The organism is Aeromonas sp. 600774 (genome assembly GCF_049175075.1).
In the GTDB taxonomy this organism is placed as follows: Bacteria; Pseudomonadota; Gammaproteobacteria; order Enterobacterales; family Aeromonadaceae; genus Aeromonas; species Aeromonas veronii_A.
Window position 1 is genome coordinate 25,857 of the sequence record NZ_JAAKUJ010000004.1, and the last position, 21,089, is coordinate 46,945.

The window sequence follows — 21,089 nt, forward strand, 5'->3', positions numbered from 1 at the left end:
GAGGGGGATCAATAAAGTAGTGGCCACAATCACACGCAGAGTACATAACAATGAAAAACCTCTCACCCCTACAAACCACACAAGAAAAGGCCGCCTTTATGGGCGGCCAACAAATTGCCGGTATGCCGCTCTTTATATTTCTCGGGTTGGCAACCTGTGTTCTCTTTTCCGGCTGGAACGGCTCGTTGCCGCTCGGCATGGTCGGTGCGCTGGCACTGATGTTTGTGCTGGGCACCCTGCTGACCGAGCTGGGTGAGCGGATCATGCCGATCCGTGAATATCTGGGGGGCGGCACCATCCTCGCCATCTTCGGCGGCGCCGCCCTGTTCGAATATCAGCTGCTGCCGGTGCAGGCAGGGCAGGTCATCACCAACTTCATGAAGGAGGGGGGCTTTCTCAACTTCTTTATCGCCAGTCTGGTGACTGGCTCCGTGTTTGGCATGAGCGGCGCTTTGCTGAAAAATGCCGCCATGCGCTATCTGCCGGTCATTCTTGGCGGCGTGGCGTTGGCACTGCTGAGCGTTGGTCTGGTCGGCTCCCTGATGGGGTATGGCTTCAAGAATGCGGTGCTGCTGATCGGCCTGCCCATCATGGGGGGTGGCATGGGCGCCGGTGCGGTGCCGTTGGTGGAGATCCTCTCCGGCCCGATGCAGATGTCCAGTGCGGACCTCTTGTCGCGCATGGTACCGGCGGTGGTGATCGCCAATACCCTGGCCATTCTGGTGGGCTCCCTGCTGGCACGGCTCGGTCGCCGCTACCCCTCTCTGACTGGCAACGGCAAGCTGATGGTCAAGGAAAGTAGCCAGAGCATTGCTGATGAGCAGGCCGAAGCGCCGACCCTGCAGAGTCTGGGCATGGGCCTTTTCATCAGCTCCAGCATGTTTGTGCTGGGCTCCCTGCTTGGCAACTTTATCCCCATGCACCCCTTCGCCCTGATGATTTTGGCGGTCGCCTTTATCAAGGTGAGCGGCCTGCTGCCGCGTCGTTATGAGCAGGCGGCAGCCGACTGGTATCAGTTTGTGGTGAGCAACCTCACCCCCTCCCTGCTGGTGGGGATCGGCGTCGCCTACACCAGTATTCCCGAGCTGATCAGCGCCTTCTCCATCAGCTACTTCGTGCTGGTCATGGTCACCGTGATCGGTGGCGCCCTTGGCGCGGCGCTGGTTGGCAAGCTGATCGGCTTCTATCCCATCGAGGCGGCCATCACCGGTGGGCTCTGCATGGCCAACATGGGCGGCACCGGCGATGTAGCCGTGCTCTCGGCGGCCCAGCGGATGAAGCTGATGCCCTTTGCCCAGATCTCCTCTCGCCTTGGCGGCGCCGTGATGCTGATCCTGGCCACCGCCCTTATCTCCCTGCTCGCCTGATACCGGATTGAGGAACAAACAAGATGAACGACATCATGATGGGCACCAGCCTGCCCTATGCCGAACGCAAGCGTCAGGGGGTGCGGGGCCGTATGCCCCACAAGGAGGAGTCCCTCTCCCAGCAGCGGCGCCGGATCTACCGATTGGTCAGCGCCATGCAGAGTCCGTTTGACCAGCATCTGCTGCTGCGTCAGCTGCAGGAGGACAACCCGGTGCTCTTCTACGATCTGGTGCGTCACCACCTGCCGGAGCTGCTGCCGATCATCTACACCCCGGTGGTGGGAGAGGCGTGCCAGCGCCACAGCGACCTCTATTTGCGCAGCCACGGGCTTTATCTCTCCTGGCACGACCGGGACGATCTCGACGATATTCTCGAGTCGGTGGAGCAGGAGGTGGATGTGATCGTCATCTCCGACGGCGAGCGGGTGCTTGGGCTTGGCGATCTCGGTATCGGCGGTATGGGGATCTGTATCGGCAAGCTGGCTCTCTACTCCGCCGCGGGTGGCATCAACCCGGCACGGACCCTGCCGCTCTGCGTCGATGTGGGCACCAACAATCCCGAGCTGCTGGAGGATGACTCCTACCTCGGCTGGCAATCCCCGCGCATTGACGGCGAGAGTTATTACCACTTCATGGACAAGGTGGTGGCCGCCATTCGCAAGCGCTGGCCGCAGGTGGTGCTGCAGTTTGAAGATTTTGCCGGCAAGCACGCCGCCAACCTGCTGAGCCGCTATCGGGACGAGCTCTGTATGTTCAACGACGATATTCAGGGAACGGCGGCTGTGGCCTCCGCCTGCGTGCTGGCCGGGTTGCAGCAGGCAGGTACTGCTCTGTGCGATGCGCCGGTGCTGATCGTCGGGGCAGGCTCTGCCGGTTGCGGCATTGCCGCCATGCTGGCCCAGCTGGCGGGGAGCCACGACGGCGTCTGGCTGTTTGATCAGGATGGGGTGGTTTGCTGCGATCGCCCCAACCTGACTCGCGCCCAACAGCCGTTTGCCCGCGCCGTGGAGGAGGGTAACGGCTCGCTGCTGGAGACCATCCGCCAGGTGCGACCGGCGGTCTTTATTGGCGTGAGTGGTCAGGGTGGCCTCTTTACTGGCGAGGTGTTGCAGGCGATGGGGGAGGTGTGCGATCAGCCGGTGATCCTGCCACTCTCCAACCCGACCCGCAGCGCCGAGGCGACGCCCGAGCTGGTGTGGGCCGCCACAGGTGGCCGCGCCCTGCTGGCCACCGGCAGCCCTTTTGCGCCGGTGACGTTGGCGGGGGAGCGGCGGGTGGTCTCCCAGTGCAACAACGTCTATGTCTTTCCGGGGATTGGTCTCGGAGCCTGCGCCGTCAAGGCGCGCCGCATCAGCGATGGCATGTTGCTGGCCGCGGTGCGGGCAGTCGGCGCCTATCCGCTGGTGGCGGGTCGTTTGCTGCCCCCGATTGAACAGGTGGGAGAGGTGGCCCGCGCCGTCGCCAGAGCGGTGGCGCTCTGCGCACGCGAGGAAGGATTGGCCGATTTTGTTGGCGATCCGGCACCTTTGATTGACCAGACCTGGTGGCATCCGCACTATTGGGCTGCGTCCTGACGTTTTAAGGTATGTGCATGAAGCTTCGCCACCAGTTGGTCACCCTCTCTCTTGGGCTCTCCATGCTGCTGATCCTCATTCTGGGCAGCCTGCTGGCCCTCTTTATCCGTCATCTGCTGGAAAGCAATCTGCAGGATAAGGGGAGCGATCTGGCACGGGTCATGGCGGCCGATACCCGGGTGGTCGAGGCCCTGCGTCAGGGGAGTGATCCGACTCTGCGCGACTATGTGGAGACGGTCTGCAACCGCACCGATGCCACCTATATGGTGGTGACCGATGAGCATGGTCGCCGCCTCAGCCACCCCAACCCCGAGCTGGTGGGGCAGAAGTTCCGTGGCGAGGATATCTGGCCCGCGCTGCAGGAGCGGCGCAGCTACTGCTCCAAGGAGCGGGGCACCATGGGGCCGGCGATCCGCTGCTTCTCCCCGGTGGTGGGCGGGGATGGGCGCGTCATGGGGGCTGTGGTGGTGGGCTACCTGATGCAGCAGGTGGAGGGCATCTATATGGAGCGGGTAGCCTTGCTCATCAGCGCCATCGTTGCGGTGCTGGGGTGTGGCCTGCTGCTGGCGCTCTGGGTGCAATATTTGCTGCGCAAGACCCTGCTCGATCTGGAGCCGGAGGCGATCGTGCGCCGCTTCACCCTGCAGGATCTGGTGCTGGAGCACATCACCGAAGGGGTGATTGCCCTCGATGGCCGCGGCAACATCAACATGATCAACAGCACCGCCATCTATCAGCTGCGGCTGCCGGCCACCGGGCGCCACGCCCTGCAGGGGCAGTCGCTGGTGGAGCTGGTGCCGCCCCTTGCCCCCTGTCTGGAGCAGGAGGGGGGCGAGGTGAGCTTTACCATTCAGGGGGAGTCCTTCGTCGGTCGCTGGCAGGCGGTGCAGGGCAAGGCGCCGGGGCGGCTGCTGATCTTCAGCCGTCCGGAGGTGGCCGCCAGTCTGGGGGTGCAGGTGACCCACCTGCGCCAGTATGCCGAGATGCTGCGGATGCAGAGCCACGAGTTCGCCAACAAGCTGAGCAGCCTCTCCGGCCTGTTGCAGCTGGGCCATGTGGATCAGGCGGTGGAGCTGATCCAGCAGGAGAACGAAGCGTGCCAGACCATGCTGCAGGAGCTGCTGCGGCTGATCGACAACAAGCCGGTTGCGGGACTTATTCTCGGCAAGTTCAGCCGGGCTCGCGAGCTGGGGGTGACCCTGGAGCTAGATCCCGATTCGGCGCTGGCGGAGTATCCGGCCTCGGTCTCGGCCGATCTCATCACCCTCATTGGCAACCTGCTGGATAACGGCCTGCAGGCGGCCTGGCGCAACCGCCAGCAGCGGCCGCCCAGGGTGCTGCTCTCTCTGTGCGATGTGGGGCGGCGACTGGTGATCGAGGTGGAGGATAGCGGCGAGGGGGTCGACGAGGAGTTGGCCGATCATCTGTTCGATTACGGGGTGAGCCGTCAGAGCGGCGATCACGGGGTGGGTCTGTTCCTGGTCAAGGAGACCGTGGGTCGGCACGAGGGTGTGATAGAATGGCGGCGAACCGCCGAGCAGACCACCCTGTTTGGTATCTACTTGAATAAAAACCAATTAATGTGAGCCATGGACCCAATAATCACGCTTGTTATTGAAGATGACGATCGGATCGGTGCCATCTTGTCAGAACTGGTGGCGGCGACACCCGGTTTCTCCCTGCTGGGGCGGGCTGGCACCCTGGCCCAGGCCGATGCCATGATGGCAGGTGTGGTGCCTCAACTGCTGCTGGTGGATGTCTCCCTGCCCGATGGCTCCGGCCTTGAGTGGGTGAGCCGCCTGCGCAGCCACAACCGCGAAGCCTATGTCATCATGGTGACTGCCTCGCGGGATGTGGAGACCATCCAGCAGGCCCTCAATCTGGGGGTTCATGACTACGTCATCAAACCATTGCGGCTGTTTCGCATCCAGCAGAGTCTGGACGAGATCCTGCAACTGCACAGCCGTCTGTGCGAGCGGGGTCGGTTGGAGCAGGAAGATCTCGACAAGCTGCTGGGCAAGGGAGGGCGCTCCCAGATCAAGGAGATGCGCGTCACTCCCAAGGGGATCGACAGCATCACCCTGCGTCAGGTACTGGATCTGCTGGCGGGTGAGCCGGAGAACGTCTTCTCCACCGACACGGTGGCGCTGCGACTCTCCCTCAGCCGCACCACGGCGCGCCGCTATCTGGAGTATCTGGAGTCGGAAGATCGGGTGGATGTGGATCTCAACTATGGTCAGCGGGGGCGGCCGGAGCGGCGCTACCGCTGGCGCCGGGCCGGTTGAGATGCGCACTGGCGTGCATTGCAGAAACAACAAGGGAGCCATGGGCTCCCTTGTTGTTTCCGGACGATGTTGGTTCTCAGGCGGTTTCCCGTTCGGCTACCGGCGCACGCCCCTTCAGCTGGGAGGTCATCACCCCGCCCAGGATCAGCCCGCCCCCCAGCAGGTGATAGCCGTGGATCGGTTCACCCAGACCGACGACGGCGATCAGCGCCGTACAGAGCGGCATCAGGTTCATAAAGACCGAGGTGCGCTCGGCTCCCATGCAGGCGAGGCCGCGCATCCAGCAGTAGGCCGCCAGCAGGGAGGAAGCGAGCCCGGCGAAGAGCACCAGTCCCCACCCTTCGGCCGGCACCGCCATCGAGTCGGCACTGAGAGCGAGCGGCACCAGCAGTAGCACTGCCAGCAGGATCTGCATGTAGAGGTTGAGCCAGGGGCCAAACGGCAGTTGCCAGCGGCGGATCAAGAGGCCGTAAAGGGCGTAGCTGGCGGAGCCGAGCAACATCATGCCATCCCCCTGGTTGATGCCGTTATGGAGCAGGGCCAGTGGTTCGCCCTTGCCAAGCAGCCAGAGCACCCCGAACAGGGAGAGACTCATGCCGAGCAGTGCCTGTTTGCCGGGGCGCTGGCCGAAGAAGAGCGCCCCTTGCAGCAGGGTGAGCAGTGGAATGAGGGAGCCGATCACCCCCATATTGGTGGCCGAAGTGCTGTGAGCAGCGTAGTAAGCGAGGCACTGGTAGAGCACCATACCGAGCGCCGCCAGCACCAGCAGCTTGCCGAGCCAGGGGCGAACCTCGCTACGGCGGCGCCACAGCTGCGGCAGGCAGAAGAGGGTCAGTGCCAGGGCGGCAATCACCCAGCGATAGAAGGAGATGGCCGCGGGGTCGAGCACGCTGGCGGCCGCCTTGGACACCACGGTATTGGTAGCCCAGATCAGCACAGCCATCAGCGGAAAGAGAAGAGGGGAAAAGATTCGCATCAGAGGCTCCTTATTAACAGGGGGCCAAGTCTACCCTTGTCTTTATATTATCAAGTAGCGTAAAACAGACAGATGACCCAGCAGAAAAGACAACTCTTTCTGATGCACTTTATTCCGGCCCACACGGACTGCGTTTGCCCGCAACTGATGGCTGCTTTTGGCCTGTGCCGGAGACCGAGCCAACAGGGCGTTGCATCACGCCTGCTCCTCTCTTTCGCTGACAAGGGGCGCTGATGGCCACTCACCACTTTCAGCCGGTAGATGTCGTTCTGCCCGCTCCCAATCCGCTATTTTTCAGTTACCAGCAGATGCTAGCCGACAGCGCGACCGTGCTGCACTCCCACCCCTGGGGCCAGCTCAACATGATCAGCCTGGGGATCATGGAGATAGAGCTGGGGGAGCAGCGACTGGTGGCCCCTGCCGACTATCTTATCTGGGTGCCGGCGGATCTCGAGCACACCTCCTACAACGAGCAGACCCTCGACTACACCTCCATCTACGTCAGCCACGAGCTGGCGGCCAAGCTGCCGCCAGAGCCCAGATTGCTGCTGCTCACCCCGCTGATCCGCGCCCTGCTGAGCGATTTTTGCGAACGGCGGGTGAGCCATATGGCGGATGAGTGGGATCAGCGTCAGGCCGAGTTACTGGTGGAGCGACTGGCGCGCACCCGCTGTCAGGAGAGCTACCTGCCGATGAGTCAGGACAAGCTGCTGGCTCCCATGTTGGCGGCGTTACACAGCGATCCTGCCGATCCCCGAACTCTGGCCCAGTGGGCCGGACAACTGCATACCACAGAGCGCACCCTGGCCAGGCGCTGCCTGCGGGAGCTGGGGATGAGCTTCGGTCAGTGGCGGGCGCGGTTGCGGCTGCTCAAGGCGCTGGCCTGGCTCAAGGGGGACATGCCCATTCAGGAGATCAGCTGGCGGCTCGGTTATGGCTCCACCTCGGCCTTTATCGCCATGTTCAACCGGGAGCTGGGCTGCTCCCCCCAGCGTTATCGCCTACAGTCAGCCCGATAATAAATCGCCGGACATGTCATCTGGTAAAGCAAAACAAGGAGGGCGCCCGCAGGCGCCCTTTCTGATGGTATCTGCTTGCGTTAGAAGAAGCCGAGCGGGTTGATGTCGTGGCTCACCAGCAGGTTCTTGGTGTTCTGATAGTGGTCCAGCATCATCTTGTGAGTCTCGCGGCCGATCCCCGACTTTTTGTAACCGCCAAAGGCGGCGTGTGCCGGGTAGGCGTGGTAGCAGTTGACCCAGACCCGGCCAGCCTGAATGCCACGCCCCATGCGCCAGGCCAGATTGCTGTCACGGGTCCACAGGCCTGCCCCCAACCCGTACTGGGTGTCGTTGGCAATGGCCAGCGCATCCGCCTCGTCCTTGAAGGTGGTGACTCCGAGTGCCGGCCCGAAGATCTCCTCCTGGAATACTCGCATCTTGTTCTGACCGGAGAAGATGGTGGGCTGGATGTAGAATCCCCCCTCCAGTCCGCTCACCTTGGCCGGGCCGCCGCCGATCAGCATCTTGGCCCCTTCGCCGCGGCCGATCTCCATGTAGCCCAGGATCTTGTCGAACTGCTCGCGAGACGCCTGCGCTCCCACCTGAGTGGCGGTATCGAGGGGGTTGCCCTGCACTATGGTGCGGGCACGGGCCAGCACTCGGTCCATGAAGTCGTCATAGATGCTGGCCTGCACTAGCGCGCGGGAGGGGCAGGTACACACTTCCCCCTGGTTGAAGAAGGTCATCAGCATCCCTTCCACCGCCTTATCGATGTAGCTGCTCTCGTGCTGCATCACGTCGGCGAAGTAGATATTGGGGGACTTGCCCCCCAGCTCCACGGTGGAGGGGATCAGCTTGTCGGCGGCGCAGCGCAGGATATGGGCGCCCACTTCGGTCGAACCGGTAAAGGCCAGTTTCTGGATCCGGTTGCTGGTGGCCAGCGCCTGACCTGCCTCGGCGCCGAAGCCGTTGACCACGTTGACTACGCCGGCAGGTAGGATGTCCTTGATGAGATCCATCATCAGCATGATGGTGACCGGGGTCTGCTCGGCGGGCTTGAGCACGCTGCAGCAACCCGCCGCTAGCACAGGGGCAAGCTTCCAGGCGGCCATCAGCAGCGGGAAGTTCCACGGGATGATCTGGCCGACCACGCCGATGGGCTCCTTGAAGTGGTAGCTGACGGTGTTTTGATCCAGCTCGGCGGCCGAGCCCTCCTGAGCGCGAATGCAGCCAGCGAAGTAGCGGAAGTGATCCACCACCAGCGGCAGGTCTGCGGCCAGGGTTTCGCGCACCGCTTTGCCGTTCTCCCAGGTTTCGGCGATGGCGAGTCGCTCGATGTTCTGCTCGATGCGATCGGCGATGCGCAGCAGCAGGTTGCTGCGCTCGGTGACGCTGGTTTTGCTCCAGCTGGTGAACGCCTTGTGGGCGGCATCCAGCGCCAGCTCGATATCGGCGGCGTCGGAGCGAGCGACCTCGCAGAATACTTTGCCATCCACCGGCGAGATGTTTTCAAAGTAGCGGCCGGCGCGAGGAGCCACCCACTCACCACCGATGAAGTTGTCGTAACGGGACTTGAAGCTGACCAGGGCACCTGCCTGACCGGGAGCGGTATAAATCATCTCATCATCCTTTATGTGTGTGATCCTGACCGGACTGGCTGACAGACCGGTTGCCAGCTGATATCGCAAGGGGCGTGCCAAAGGGTCTGACCAGCAGATAGAAGGTTACAAAAACGTTATCAAATGGGGTGTGGCAGCGTATCTTGGTTAACCAATGACCACGGCTATTGAGATAAAACTGTACCGTTTCTGGGCAGTGGCCGAGACAGTCGTGCTGTTTGTGAACAGGAGGCGTGATGAGTGAGTCACTTCAACCCGGTCCCGGTCCGATCCAGCGTTCCTGGCAGCGCTGCCTGCATCAGGGGCTGAGCCGTCAGCAGAGCGCCGATCTGGACTTGCTGCCCCAGGGGGAGCTGTCGGCCCGTCAGGATCAGCACAGGGCTCTGATCTCCTGCTTCCAGCGCTTCGTGCTGCCGCTGTTTGCCCAGCTGCTGGCGGGTCGCCCCTGTCGCCTGTTGTTGTGTGACGGTGAGGGGGCCATTCTGGCCGCCAGTGGTGATGAGGGGTTCGCCCGCCATGCCGAGCGTATCTTTTTGCGCAGTGGCGCCCGCTGGGGGGAGGCGAGCAAGGGTACCAACGCCATCGGTACCGCGCTGGCCGAGCAGAGCGAAGTGCAGGTGCTCGGCAATCAGCACTTCTTCGCCCAGCACAGCTTCCTTAGTTGCAGCGCCTGTCCGTTGCTGGGGCCGAATGGGCAATTGCTCGGGGTGCTCGATATCTCCACCGATGCGGCCCATCACGATGGCGATATGCTGGGCACGGTGCGGCTGCTGGCCATGACCCTCGAAAACGCACTGCTGGCGCGTCAGCCGGGCTGGCTGGTGGATCTCGATCCCCAGAGCCTCTGGTCCGCTCGCCTGTTGCTGGGAGAGGAGGGGGAACTGCTCGGCGCCAACCGGGCAGGTCGACTCTGGCTTGGCCAGCACCCTTTCGATGGCAGACAACTGCTGCGCGAGGGGCGTGGCTTGCGGTTGGTGCCAGAAGCGGACGCGACACCTTCCTGCACCGCGCTGCCGGGTCACTCAAGCCCGGTGCCACCTCCGCAGCAGGTGCCGCTCAAGATGCTGGAGCGCGGCATTTCACTGCTTATCGAGGGGGAGACTGGCAGCGGTAAAGAGCATCTGGTGCGGGCCCTGCACCGAGCGTCGAGTCGGCGGGAGCAGCCACTGGTGTGCGTTAACTGCGGCGCGTTACCAGCAGATCTGGTGGAAGCCGAGCTGTTTGGCTATGTGGGCGGGGCCTTCAGCGGTGCCCGCAGCCAGGGCAGTCAGGGTTATCTGCGCGCAGCCCATGGCGGCATGCTGATGCTCGATGAAATTGGCGAACTGCCGCTGCATGCTCAAACCCGACTGCTGCGGGTATTGCAGGAGCGCAGCGTGACGCCGGTTGGCAGTCACAAGCCGGAGGCGGTGGATTTCTGGCTGGTCAGTGCCAGCCACCGGGATCTGGCGGCCATGGTGCAGAGTGGCGCATTTCGCGAAGACCTCTATTACCGGATCTGCGGCTGGCGCCAGCAGCTGATGCCGCTGCGCCGTTGGCCTGCCGCTGAGCGTCTGGAGCTGATCCAGCGACTGTTGGCGGAGATGGACCCGACCCTGCGTCTGACCCGCGATGCGGAGCAACAGCTGCTGGTCCATCCGCTGCCCGGCAACGTGCGCCAGCTCAAGCAGGCACTGGAAGTGGCCTGTGTGCTGGCAGAGGGGTTGGGTTGGATAGAACCCGCCCACCTGCATCTGCCCAGTGTGGCCACAGAGCCCGGCGTCTTGCCGATGGGGGAGGCGACCAGCTTGCGTGAACAAACCCGGCGGCAGGTGCAGCAAACGCTGGCGGCATGCGGCGGCAATGTGAGCGAGGCCGCGCGCCAGCTGGGGATCAGCCGCACCACCCTCTACCGGACGCTGCGCGAAGCCCCTTGAGTGCTCACTACCCCTCATCGGTCGTTTTCAAGACGCACATGACGGCTGGAGCCCTGTCCGTCCAGCCGCTATGATGCGCCCTTGCTGGGGGCATTGCGCCCGTTGACTCATCCGTTGAGGATTTTCTGCCATGTCACAACACATAGGGGCGCTGACCCTGCTGGTGGCTGATTACGATCAGGCCATTCGCTTTTTTACCGAGGGTCTTGGCTTTGCGCTTTTGGAGGACACTCGGCTCGATGAACCGGGCAAACCGGGCAAGCGCTGGGTACGGGTTGCCCCCAAAGGCACCCCCGGTTCCGCGTTGCTGCTGGCACAAGCGGCCAATGCGCAGCAGCAGGCCGCCATCGGCCAACAGGGCGGTGGCCGGGTATTTCTGTTCCTCGAGACCACTGATTTCTGGGGGGATTACCAGCGCATGCAGGCGTACGGTGTTCATTTTTGTGAACAGCCCCGCGATGAACCATATGGCATCGTGGTGGTGTTTGAGGATATCAGCGGCAACCGGTGGGACTTGTTGCAACGTACTGCTGCCAACTGAATCTGAAAACGTTTATCATCCCGCCTGTCATAAAGTCATAAAAGTGTCACAGAAAATTCTAATAATTGGCGCACCCATCTTCACAGAGGAGAGAGAAGGGAATGGCTAAGCGAATTCTGGTGGTCGAGGACGAAGCACCGATCCGCGAAATGCTTTGCTTCGTGTTGGAGCAGAAGGGATATGAGACGATTGAAGCGGAAGATTACGCCGATGGACTGGCGAAGGTGCGCGAACCCTACCCCGAACTCATCGTGCTCGACTGGATGATGCCGGGCGGCAGTGGCATCCAGTTTATCAAGCAGCTCAAGCAGGATGAGGTGACGCGCCAGATCCCGGTGGTGATGCTCACCGCTCGCGGTGAAGAGGAGGACAAGGTGCGTGGTCTGGAGGCCGGAGCCGACGACTACATCACCAAGCCGTTCTCGCCCAAGGAGCTGACCGCTCGCCTCCATGCGGTGATGCGCCGCGTGTCGCCCACCTCGGTAGACGAGGTGATCGAGGTGCAGGGGCTGAAACTCGATCCTGTCTCCCACCGGGTCAGTGCCGAAGAGAAGGCGCTCGACATGGGGCCGACCGAATTCAAGTTGCTTCACTTCTTCATGACTCACCCCGAGCGGGTCTACAGCCGTGAACAGCTGCTCAACAATGTCTGGGGTACCAATGTGTACGTCGAGGACAGAACCGTGGATGTGCATATTCGTCGCCTGCGCAAGGCGATTGAAGAGACAGGGCACGACAGATTGATCCAGACGGTGCGTGGAGCCGGATACCGCTTCTCAACCCGTCTCTAGAGGCAGTTATGTTGCAACCTTACGCCTGGCGGCGACAGTTGTGGCGAATGGCGTTTTTCTACGCCCCCTTCGCATTGGTTGGCTGGTTGATTGATCATCTTGCCCTCTGCCTGCTGGTGGCGGCCGTGTTGCATCTGGGCTGGCACTATCGCTTCCAGAAGCGGCTGTCGGACTGGCTGTGGCACGATCGCAGTCTGGTTCCTCCCAACGGAAAAGGCAGTTGGGAGCACATCTTCAATGGCATTTACAAGTTGCAGCAGCGCCACCGCGCCCGGCGCCGCGAGTTGGCGGGCCTGATCCGCCGTTTTCGGGAAGGGGCCGAGGCATTGCCTGACGCGGCCGTAGTATTGCGCGATGATGGCAGCATCCTCTGGTGCAACCGGCTGGCGGAGCAACTGCTCGGTTTTCGCTGGCCGGAAGATGCCGGCCAGCATATCGGCAACCTGATCCGTAATCCGGCTTTTACCGCTTATCTGGCGAAACAGGCTTTTGACGAGCCATTGGAGATGCACTCTCCGGTCAATGAGGAGAAGTTTCTCGAGTTTCGCATCATGCCCTACGCCTCCGATCAGGCGATGCTGGTGGTGCGCGATGTCACCCGCTTGCGCAGTCTGGAAAAGACCCGCAAACACTTTGTCTCCAACGTCTCCCACGAGCTGCGCACCCCGCTTACTGTGCTCAAGGGCTATCTGGAGATGACCGAGGAGCCGCCGCCGCCCGCCATGTGGGCCAAGGCGCATCGGGTGATGATGGAGCAGACCATCCGGATGGACAATCTGGTCAATCAGCTGCTCACCCTGTCGCGCATCGAGGCGGCTCCGAGCGTGGATCTTTCCCATCTGGTAGACATGCCCGCCATGTTGGGGCTGCTGGAGCAGGAGGCGCGGGCGCTCTCGGGGGAGCGGGCTCACCAGATCGAATTCATGGTGCAGCCCAACCTCCTGGTGCGTGGCGATCAGGAGCAGCTGCGCAGCGCCGTCTCCAATCTGGTCTACAACGCCATCCACTACACCCCTGCGGGGAGAAAAATCAGCGTGGAGTGGCGCAAGCAGGGGGCGATGGCGCTATTTGCGGTGCAGGATGAGGGGGAGGGGATCCCGCCCGAGCATCTGGCGCGGCTCACCGAGCGGTTCTATCGGGTCGACAAGGCCCGCTCCCGCCACACCGGCGGCTCAGGACTTGGCCTTGCCATCGTCAAGCATGCCTTGAGTCACCATGACTGCCAGCTTGATATCGAGAGCCGGGTTGGCCTTGGCAGCCGCTTCAGCTTTCTCATTCCGAGTCGCCTGGTGGTGATTAAATAGTCTTTTATGACAAGGTGTTAGATACACGGGAAGGGCTGCGCTTGCAGCCCTTTGCCATTTAGACAAAAGCGCTGCCATGTCATTAAAGTGTCACATTAAATCCATAAATTTGTCACTGCCAGGTCAGATACTGGCGCCGTTTTAAGAACGGACCTTCTGTAACTTTGGAGAGATTGGATGAAACTCAACAAACTGGCTGGTGTAATCGGATTCACCGCAGCAGCCCTTTTTTCTGCCAGCACCCTGGCCTATGGTGTCGATAAAAACCTGCCGGAATACACCCCGACCAGCGGCATCTCGGGCAACCTGTCCTCTGTCGGCTCTGATACTCTGGCCAACATGATGACCCTGTGGGCTGAAGAATTTAAGCGCATGTATCCCAACGTCAATGTGCAGATCCAGGCTGCCGGCTCCTCTACCGCGCCGACCGCTCTGACCGAGGGGGTTGCCCAGTTTGGCCCGATGAGCCGTGCCATGAAGGCCGGTGAAGAGGAGGCATTCGAGAAGCGTTACGGCTACAAGCCGACTGCCATCCGCGTCGCAGTCGATGCCCTGGCAGTGTTCGTCAACAAGGACAACCCCATCAAGGGGTTGACCATGCCGCAGATCGACGCAATCTTCTCCAGCACCCTCAAGTGCGGCGAAGCCAAGGCGGCCACCAAGTGGTCTGATCTGGGTCTGACCGGTAACTGGTCGGGCAAGGATCTGCAACTGTTCGGTCGCAACTCGGTATCCGGCACCTACGGTTACTTCAAGGAGCACGCGCTCTGTAACGGCGACTTCAAGAGCGGTGTGAACGAGCAGCCGGGCTCTGCCTCCGTGGTGCAGTCTGTTTCCGCTTCCCTCAACAGTATCGGTTACTCCGGTATCGGTTATGTCACCTCCGGCGTGCGTGCAGTTCCACTCTCCAAGGATGGCAAGACCTTTATCGAAGCGAGCGCCGACAACGCCATCACCGGCAAGTATCCGCTCTCTCGCTTCTTGTACGTTTATGTGAACAAGCATCCGAACAAACCTCTCTCCCCGATGGAGCAAGAGTTTGTCAAAATGATGCTCTCCAAAGCAGGCCAGAACATCGTGGCCAAAGATGGCTACGTGCCGGTGCCGGCCAAGGTGGTACAGGCTGATCTGAAAAAGCTGGGTATCATGTAACTGCCTGAGGTCAGTATGTCCTGATAAAGCGAGCCCCAAGCGGGCTCGTTTTGTTTTTGGCGGCTGTCAGTTTTGTTAATAATGCTGGATGGATGTTTTTCCACCAGCCAGGGGCTGGCTCCCTTGCGTCGCGGGGCGGCATTTCCGAGAATAGGGCAACGATATGGCAAAGGATCCCTTCATGATTGCGTCCCTCACCAAGTTTGGCCTGGTAGCCCTCTGTAGTTCCCTGCTGGTCGCCTGCGCCCAGTCGCCGACCGGCCGCAGCCAGATGCTGCTCTACTCTCCCCAGCAGATGAATCAGCTGGGTGCCGACTCCTTCGAGCAGATGAAGAAGAAGGAGAAGGTGAGCAAGGATGCCAAACTCAACGCCTATGTCTCCTGTGTCGCCAAGGCGGTGACCGCCCAGGTGCCGGCCAGCTATGGCATCACCAACTGGGAAGTGGTGGTGTTTGACTCCAAACAGGTCAACGCCTTCGCCCTGCCAGGTGGCAAGATCGGGGTCTACAGCGGCCTGCTCAAGGTGGCCAAAAATCAGGATCAGCTGGCGACAGTCATTGGCCACGAGCTGACCCACGTGCTGGCCCAGCACTCAAACGAGCGACTCTCGCGCAGCCAGCTGGCCGGACTCGGTCTGGCGGCGGCCGACATCGCTATGGGCACCAGCGAGTATCGCGGCGCCACTATGGCCGCCCTTGGCCTCGGGGTTGAAGTGGGGGTGATGCTCCCCTATGGCCGCACTCAGGAGAGCGAAGCGGATCGGCTCGGGCTTGAGCTGATGGCGCGGGCCGGGTTCAATCCGGCCGAGGCGATCCCACTGTGGCAGAACATGAGTGCCGCCGCTGGTGGCAATACCCCGCCGCAACTGCTCTCCACCCACCCGAGCAACGAGAACCGGATCGCCGAGTTGCAGGCGCAACAGGCGCAAGTGCTGCCGCTCTATGAGCAGGCCCGAGCCAATGGTCTGGTGCCCCAATGCAAGGCATAAGCCTGCGCATGGCGCGCAGCGATGATGCCGCCGCCATGACGGTGATGCAGCGAGCCAGCTGGCTCGCTGTCTATGGCCAGGTGCTCGGTGCCGACTTGCTGGAGCAGCTGGATGTTACCGCTCATCTGCAGATTTGGCAGAGCCGTCTGGCCGAGCCGGGCCCAAGGCCCATGCTACTTTGTCTCGATGAGGTTGTGATTGGCCTGCTCTACTGGCAACCACAGCAGGAAGCGGAACAGAGCCATGCCCTGATCCGCGCCTTTTACCTTCATCCCGACCACTGGCGACAAGGCTATGGCAAACGGCTGTGGCAGGCGGTGGCGATGCAGATGCGCCGCGCCGGTTGTAGTTGCGTCAAATTGTGGCTGCTCGATGGCAACCACATTGGCGAGGGGTTCTACCTGCGCCGCGGCTTCGTCTTTGACGGCGAGGAGCGCACCCTGATAAGCCTCGGGCAGCCCTGTCTGCAGCGACAAATGAGCCGTTTGCTCTGATCTCTCTCCCGTTTTTTCGCCCTCGGTCACTTTATTTTTTTTGCGAATTAATACAATGTCCCCCTTGGAACAGAGTTGGATAAACACGGGCTGACAGGGAGTGCGGGCATGTATTACGGCTTTGATATCGGTGGCACCAAGATCGCCTTCGCGGTCTATGACGGAGCATTGAACCTCTGTTACGAGGAGCGAATGAGCACCCCGGGCAACGATTACGAGGGGCTGCAGCAGCTGATCCGCTCCCGGGTCGAGCAGGCGGATGCCCGCTCCGGCGTACGGGGCTCGGTCGGCATCGGGTTCCCCGGTGTCATCAACAGCCAGGATCACAGCATAGTGGCGGCCAATCTGCCCTCCATCAATGGTCGCCATCTGGGCGCCGATCTGGCCGAGTTGCTGGAACGGCCGGTCAAAGTGGATAACGATGCCAATTGCTTCCTCTGGTCCGAAGTGCATCAAGGGGCTGCCGACGGCGCAGGCAGTGCGCTCGGCGTCACCATCGGCACTGGCATCGGCGGCGCCGTCTATTTGGCGGGCAAGCTTATTCAGGGGCGCAACTGGCTGGCTGGCGAGATTGGTCACTACCCCTTGCCCGCGACCATGCTGATGAAGTACCCCGATTTGCCCCGTCCCCGTTGCGGCTGCGGCCGTCTGGTCTGTTTTGAAACCTATGCCTCCGGCACCGGTCTGGAGCGTCTCTATCACCATTTCCATGGCCAGCGCGCCACGGGTCACCAGATTGTGGGGCGCTTCGAGGCCCATGAACCCCATGCGGTCGAGACGGTCGACTGCTGGCTGGAGATCATGGCCGCCGGGCTTGCCACCGCCATTTCGGTGATTGATCCCGAGGTGGTAGTGTTGGGGGGCGGCCTGAGCGGCTTGCCCGCCCTCTATGAACAGCTGCCGCTGCGTCTGCCCGGTCACTTGCTGCCCGGGGTCGCCCTGCCCGAGATCCGCCAGGCCCGCTTCGGCGGCGCCGGTGGTGTGCGCGGCGCAGCCTTGCTCAATCTATGAGATCAGATGTGGGGTCTGATCTCCCCGAAAAAGGAGTCCTCATGACCCGTCTTGAAATCTGTATCGACAACCTGGAATCCCTGTTTACCGCCCAGCAATCCGGGGCGGATCGCATCGAGCTCTGCTCTGCGCTGGGTCTGGGTGGCCTGACCCCCTCCTACGGTTTTATGCAGCAGGCAGCCCGCCATGCCACCGTGCCGGTCTACGCCATGATCCGCCCGCGTGCCGGGGATTTTTGCTTCAATGACGGCGAGTTCGAGATGATGCTGCAAGATATCGCGGCCGCACGTGCTGCGGGGCTGCAAGGGGTGGTGGTCGGTTTGCTGGATGAGGAGGGGCGTGTGCCTGCCACCAGACTCAAACAGCTGGTGGACGCCGCTGGCCCCTTGGGTGTCACCTTCCATCGCGCCATCGACCTCTCCTCAGACTGGCGCCTCGATCTGGAGACCATAGTCGCGGCCGGTTGCGAGCGCATTCTGAGCTCGGGCCATGCGCCGACCGCGTTGGCTGGGTTGGAAACCCTGCAAGAGATGCAGCAGGCGCTGGCGGGGCGTGCCAGCCTGATGCCGGGTGCCGGGGTCAATGCCGACAACGTGCGGACCATCATCGAGTTCACCGGGGTGAGCGAAGTGCATATGTCCGGCATGGGCTGGCGCGGCGGCATGGTGCCCCATGGCGTCAATATGGGCACCTCGGATGACGGTCGGGTCAATATCACCGACGGCGCCAAGGTGGCCGCGGTGCGTGCGTTGCTCGACAAGGCGTGAAGAAAGCTGGATGGGATTTCTCCAGGCTCGCGGTAGTCAGAGCCTTGCTGGATCGAGCTTAAGCAGAGCGCCGCCGTTGGGCGGCATTCATCCGCGTCTTGTGTGAAGTTCCTCCCACTGACGGGTAAATCAACGGTCTGGCCGGCAGCACCCGACATAAAAGTCTGATATCATCCCGCCTCTTTACTACATGGATCTGGAGCAACATCTCAATGTCCCAATACGACTCTATCGAACAGAAGGCCAGCTATGGCATCGGCCGCAACATGGGTGATCAGCTGGCGCAGCAAGCCTTCGCCGGTCTGGATATCCCGGCCCTGCAACAAGGTCTGGCAGATGCCCTGAATGGTCTGGAGTTCGCGGTCAGCCGTGACGATATCAATGATGCCTTCCAGGTGATCACTGCGCGTATGCAAGAAGAGCAGGAAGCCGCCGCCAAGGCCGCCGCTGCTGACGGCGAAGCCTTCCTGGCTGACAACGCCAAGCGCGCTGAAGTGAAGGTGACCGACTCCGGTCTGCAGTACGAAGTGCTGGTAGAAGGCAACGGTGCCGTTCCGGTAGCCGGTCAGTCCGTGCGTGTGCACTACCACGGTACCTTCACCCACGGTGGCGTATTCGACAGCTCCGTCGCTCGCGGCCAGCCGGCTGAATTCCCTGTAACCGGCGTGATCGCTGGCTGGGTTGAAGCGCTGCAGCTGATGCCAGTTGGTTCCAAGTGGAAGCTCTATATCCCCCACGATCTGGCCTACGGTGCTCGTGGTGCCGGTTCCATCCCGCCCTACTCTGCACTGGTATTTGAAGTCGAGCTGCTGGACATCCTGTGATCCTGCTGGCTTGATGCAAACGGCGACCCTCGGGTCGCCGTTTGTTTTTGGGTTATGTGATAGACAGCATTTGTCGCGGGCAGCGGGCTGGAGAGCAGAAAAGGACGGCGTTTTTGCGCCATTGACTGGTTTTTTCAGAAACGGAAACAGGCATACCGCGACTCATTAGAGAGGATAAGGAGAACCCGATGAGCAATAAGATGAAGAATGTAGCGGGGCTTGCTCTGTTGCTGCTGAGCATTCCGGCCAGCGCCGACGCAATGCGCTGCAAGAATGCGCTCATAACCGAAGGGGACAGCACCGCCGAGATGCTGCTCAAGTGCGGCGAGCCGATGTTGCGGGAAGATATTACCCGTAACGAGGAGAATCAGTACGGCAACGTGGTCGAGGTCAAATATGGTGAACGCTGGACCTACAACTTCGGCAAGAACGAATTCATGCGTTTTGTCACCGTGCGCAACGGCAAGGTAATCGACATCGAAAATGGCCCGCGCGGCGAGTAGCCGGCGGGCGAAAGGCATGGATGCACAACAGACAGCAGGGCAAGACCCTTTGACTCACATGTCCGGCAAGGGGTCGTTGTGACCAAGTTGTCTGACAGCCAGATTGATCTGGCGTGCCAGTCTTAGCCGCTGGCGGCAGGTCAGGCCATGGAGGCTGATCCTGCCCGCGTTGAATTCAAATGTCCCCAGCGACTCGATGGCAAAATAGCCTCGATGAAAGCTCTTGATGTAGCGAGCGATCTGCCGTGGGGATAACTGCTTGAATACCTTCATCACACGGTTCCCTGATTGCCTGGACAGGGCACACTATGGTGTCGGTCGATGACACTGATATGACGGTTTATAAAGATTTGCATGAATCCTTATTTTGCCAGTGAGCTCGGCAAATTGACGGCATCATCGAAAAAGTTGTGCCATGACAAACCACCGCACCGATATACTGCGGGCTTGAATGGAACAAATAAAAGGGCCTGTGCGTGGAATGGGTTGATGTGGTGGACGAGGATAACCGGGTGATTGGCGTGGCCGAGCGAGCCAAGGTGCGGCGGGAGAATCTCTGCCATCGCGCCAGCTATATTCTGGTGCTCGACGACGCGGATCGGATCCTGGTGCAGCGACGCACCCTCAGCAAGGATTTCTGCCCCGGCATGCTGGATGCCTGCGCTGGTGGCGTGGTCACCACCGGTGAGGAGATGGAGCGCTCCGCCCGCCGCGAGCTGGCCGAGGAGCTGGGGATTATAGATGTTCCTCTGCAGGGCTTTGGCAGCTTTTATGCGGAAGGGGAGGGCTACCGGGTCTGGGGTGGCCTCTTCAGTTGCCGTTATCAGGGGCCGCTGCAGTTGCAGGCCGAAGAGGTGAGCTCGGTGCACTGGATGAGCCTGGCCGAGATCGCCGAGCGTGCCAGCGAATTTACCCCCGACTCCCTGCTCGCCATCGCCACCTGGCAGGCGAGGCGCTGACCAATTTCATATATCCTCTTCTTCAGAGACAAGACGGGCTGCCTGATGGCTGCCCGTTTGCCTTTGTGCATTTACTTGGCCTGCTACACCAGTTTTAGGCGCCGGTTGGAGCGACCGCACGGGCTTGGCGTCGTGAGCCAGTGCCCCTGCCAGTCGGTGACGAGGCGCAGCAATGGATACTCCAGGTCAAGCCTGGTCAGCACCAGCTGGCCGGTCTCGTCGCCGCTCACCGGCTCGCCGCTGGCGGGATCGATGATCTCGATGATGCAACTCTCGCTCACAATAAATCCCTCTCCTGGTCGGCTCTCGTAAGCCACTACCCCCACATCCTGCCACACCAGACAGTTGAGGGCCGCAATGCCGTGAATGGCGCGCAGCGGCGTGGTTTCCGGGTGAGTGGCTTCACACAGCAGTGCGCGGCGCAGCGAGTCGGTCGGGATGTCGGCCGCTTCGGCCGCTTCCAGCAGATCGAGCAGGGTCACCAGCGGACCGACGTAGCCGGTGGGTTGATAGCGCAGCAGCGCCTCCAGCTGGCGCTGGGTATCGTGGGGCCCGCAGGGCACCACGGGGGCGCCCAGCTGGCGGGCGCCGTTATCGAAAATAAAGGCGGTGGGGCCGGCATGATAGTCGTGGCCATTGAGTATTACCTCACCTGGCTTGAAGCCGGCGGCAAACAGTGCTCGAGCGGCCCCCCACCAGTCTGCTCCCGCATACTCGGGGATGGCCAGCTGGCCCGGACAGGAGAAGACCCGCAACGCCTGACTGGCGGGGCGGCCGGTGAGTCCGGCGAACGGAGGGTGAGCCTGCTGGGCGGCAAACAGCTCTTTGCTGTCGAGCAGTGGCAGGGTGGCCAGCTCTGCCAGATCCTCGAGGCGGCACTGGCGATAGACGCTGGAGTAACCGGCGCAATATTGACTGACATGGGTAAGCTGATGATTGAGCTGCTCCAGCTGCTGTTGTTCGCGCAAGGCGGGGGGGCGAATTTCCAGTCCATCGTAATAGTGCTGCATGAGGCCTCCT

General features: G+C 61.6%; 21 protein-coding genes. 17 read left to right on the top strand and 4 right to left on the bottom strand.

What is annotated here, in order from left to right:
• Positions 1–50 precede the first annotated feature (50 nt).
• The 4 genes from G5171_RS05700 to G5171_RS05715 are packed head-to-tail and all read left to right on the top strand — an operon-like array spanning position 51 to position 5,226.
• Positions 51–1,367 (top strand): 2-hydroxycarboxylate transporter family protein, encoded by a 1,317-nt coding sequence (locus G5171_RS05700; protein WP_005343883.1) that lies wholly within the window; start codon positions 51–53, stop codon positions 1,365–1,367.
• A 23-nt stretch (positions 1,368–1,390) separates the two neighbouring features.
• Complete coding sequence (maeA, locus tag G5171_RS05705) at positions 1,391–2,941, top strand: oxaloacetate-decarboxylating malate dehydrogenase (protein WP_421259945.1); 1,551 nt, start codon at positions 1,391–1,393, stop codon at positions 2,939–2,941.
• Positions 2,942–2,958: 17 nt separating this feature from the next.
• The gene (locus G5171_RS05710; RefSeq protein ID WP_421250614.1) at positions 2,959–4,527 is read left to right on the top strand and encodes an ATP-binding protein; all 1,569 of its coding nucleotides are present in this window, start codon (positions 2,959–2,961) and stop codon (positions 4,525–4,527) included.
• Between the two features lie 3 nt (positions 4,528–4,530).
• Positions 4,531–5,226, top strand: a complete 696-nt coding sequence (locus tag G5171_RS05715; protein WP_005338420.1) for a response regulator — start codon at positions 4,531–4,533, stop codon at positions 5,224–5,226.
• A 76-nt stretch (positions 5,227–5,302) separates the two neighbouring features.
• Here G5171_RS05715 and G5171_RS05720 read toward each other — a convergent pair whose 3' ends face one another.
• Positions 5,303–6,202 carry a DMT family transporter gene (locus G5171_RS05720; RefSeq protein ID WP_421250613.1) on the bottom strand — a complete coding sequence of 300 codons (900 nt, stop codon included), beginning with the start codon at positions 6,200–6,202 and terminating at the stop codon, positions 5,303–5,305.
• A gap of 233 nt (positions 6,203–6,435) precedes the next feature.
• Here G5171_RS05720 and G5171_RS05725 point away from each other — a divergent pair, with 233 nt between their 5' ends.
• Entirely contained in the window at positions 6,436–7,221 is a 786-nt protein-coding gene (locus G5171_RS05725; protein WP_421250612.1) for an AraC family transcriptional regulator, read from the top strand.
• 80 nt (positions 7,222–7,301) lie between these two features.
• On the opposite strand, the gene G5171_RS05730 is transcribed toward G5171_RS05725, so the two are convergent.
• Complete coding sequence (locus G5171_RS05730; protein ID WP_005358870.1) at positions 7,302–8,819, bottom strand: aldehyde dehydrogenase family protein; 1,518 nt, start codon at positions 8,817–8,819, stop codon at positions 7,302–7,304.
• Between the two features lie 236 nt (positions 8,820–9,055).
• Here G5171_RS05730 and G5171_RS05735 point away from each other — a divergent pair, with 236 nt between their 5' ends.
• The 11 genes from G5171_RS05735 to G5171_RS05785 all read left to right on the top strand — a co-directional run bounded on the left by G5171_RS05735 (position 9,056) and on the right by G5171_RS05785 (position 19,110).
• Entirely contained in the window at positions 9,056–10,735 is a 1,680-nt protein-coding gene (locus G5171_RS05735; protein ID WP_421250611.1) for a sigma-54-dependent Fis family transcriptional regulator, read from the top strand.
• Between the two features lie 130 nt (positions 10,736–10,865).
• Positions 10,866–11,276: a VOC family protein gene (locus G5171_RS05740; protein WP_421250610.1), complete on the top strand. Its 411-nt coding sequence runs from the start codon at positions 10,866–10,868 to the stop codon at positions 11,274–11,276.
• Positions 11,277–11,377: 101 nt separating this feature from the next.
• On the top strand, positions 11,378–12,067 hold the full coding sequence (phoB, locus tag G5171_RS05745) for a phosphate regulon transcriptional regulator PhoB (RefSeq protein WP_005338414.1): 690 nt from the start codon (positions 11,378–11,380) through the stop codon (positions 12,065–12,067).
• Positions 12,068–12,075: 8 nt separating this feature from the next.
• Entirely contained in the window at positions 12,076–13,371 is a 1,296-nt protein-coding gene (phoR, locus tag G5171_RS05750; RefSeq protein WP_421250609.1) for a phosphate regulon sensor histidine kinase PhoR, read from the top strand.
• A 177-nt stretch (positions 13,372–13,548) separates the two neighbouring features.
• Complete coding sequence (locus G5171_RS05755; RefSeq protein WP_421259946.1) at positions 13,549–14,523, top strand: PstS family phosphate ABC transporter substrate-binding protein; 975 nt, start codon at positions 13,549–13,551, stop codon at positions 14,521–14,523.
• Between the two features lie 181 nt (positions 14,524–14,704).
• Positions 14,705–15,511 (top strand): M48 family metallopeptidase, encoded by an 807-nt coding sequence (locus G5171_RS05760; protein ID WP_005343906.1) that lies wholly within the window; start codon positions 14,705–14,707, stop codon positions 15,509–15,511.
• The gene (locus tag G5171_RS05765) at positions 15,499–16,005 is read left to right on the top strand and encodes a GNAT family N-acetyltransferase (RefSeq protein ID WP_421250608.1); all 507 of its coding nucleotides are present in this window, start codon (positions 15,499–15,501) and stop codon (positions 16,003–16,005) included. Before G5171_RS05760 ends, G5171_RS05765 begins: the two co-directional genes overlap by 13 nt.
• Positions 16,006–16,113: 108 nt before the next feature.
• Complete coding sequence (locus G5171_RS05770; RefSeq protein WP_421250607.1) at positions 16,114–17,016, top strand: ROK family protein; 903 nt, start codon at positions 16,114–16,116, stop codon at positions 17,014–17,016.
• 41 nt (positions 17,017–17,057) lie between these two features.
• Positions 17,058–17,783 carry a copper homeostasis protein CutC gene (locus G5171_RS05775; RefSeq protein WP_421250606.1) on the top strand — a complete coding sequence of 242 codons (726 nt, stop codon included), beginning with the start codon at positions 17,058–17,060 and terminating at the stop codon, positions 17,781–17,783.
• Positions 17,784–17,995: 212 nt separating this feature from the next.
• On the top strand, positions 17,996–18,607 hold the full coding sequence (locus tag G5171_RS05780; protein WP_005338405.1) for an FKBP-type peptidyl-prolyl cis-trans isomerase: 612 nt from the start codon (positions 17,996–17,998) through the stop codon (positions 18,605–18,607).
• 188 nt (positions 18,608–18,795) lie between these two features.
• Positions 18,796–19,110: a DUF2845 domain-containing protein gene (locus tag G5171_RS05785; protein WP_227341111.1), complete on the top strand. Its 315-nt coding sequence runs from the start codon at positions 18,796–18,798 to the stop codon at positions 19,108–19,110.
• A gap of 54 nt (positions 19,111–19,164) precedes the next feature.
• Here G5171_RS05785 and G5171_RS05790 read toward each other — a convergent pair whose 3' ends face one another.
• On the bottom strand, positions 19,165–19,383 hold the full coding sequence (locus G5171_RS05790; protein ID WP_421172537.1) for a DUF1107 family protein: 219 nt from the start codon (positions 19,381–19,383) through the stop codon (positions 19,165–19,167).
• A 203-nt stretch (positions 19,384–19,586) separates the two neighbouring features.
• Here G5171_RS05790 and yfcD point away from each other — a divergent pair, with 203 nt between their 5' ends.
• The gene (yfcD, locus tag G5171_RS05795; RefSeq protein ID WP_167557839.1) at positions 19,587–20,069 is read left to right on the top strand and encodes an NUDIX hydrolase YfcD; all 483 of its coding nucleotides are present in this window, start codon (positions 19,587–19,589) and stop codon (positions 20,067–20,069) included.
• A gap of 83 nt (positions 20,070–20,152) precedes the next feature.
• On the opposite strand, the gene G5171_RS05800 is transcribed toward yfcD, so the two are convergent.
• On the bottom strand, positions 20,153–21,079 hold the full coding sequence (locus G5171_RS05800) for a phenylacetate--CoA ligase family protein (protein WP_167557840.1): 927 nt from the start codon (positions 21,077–21,079) through the stop codon (positions 20,153–20,155).
• Positions 21,080–21,089: the final 10 nt, after the last annotated feature.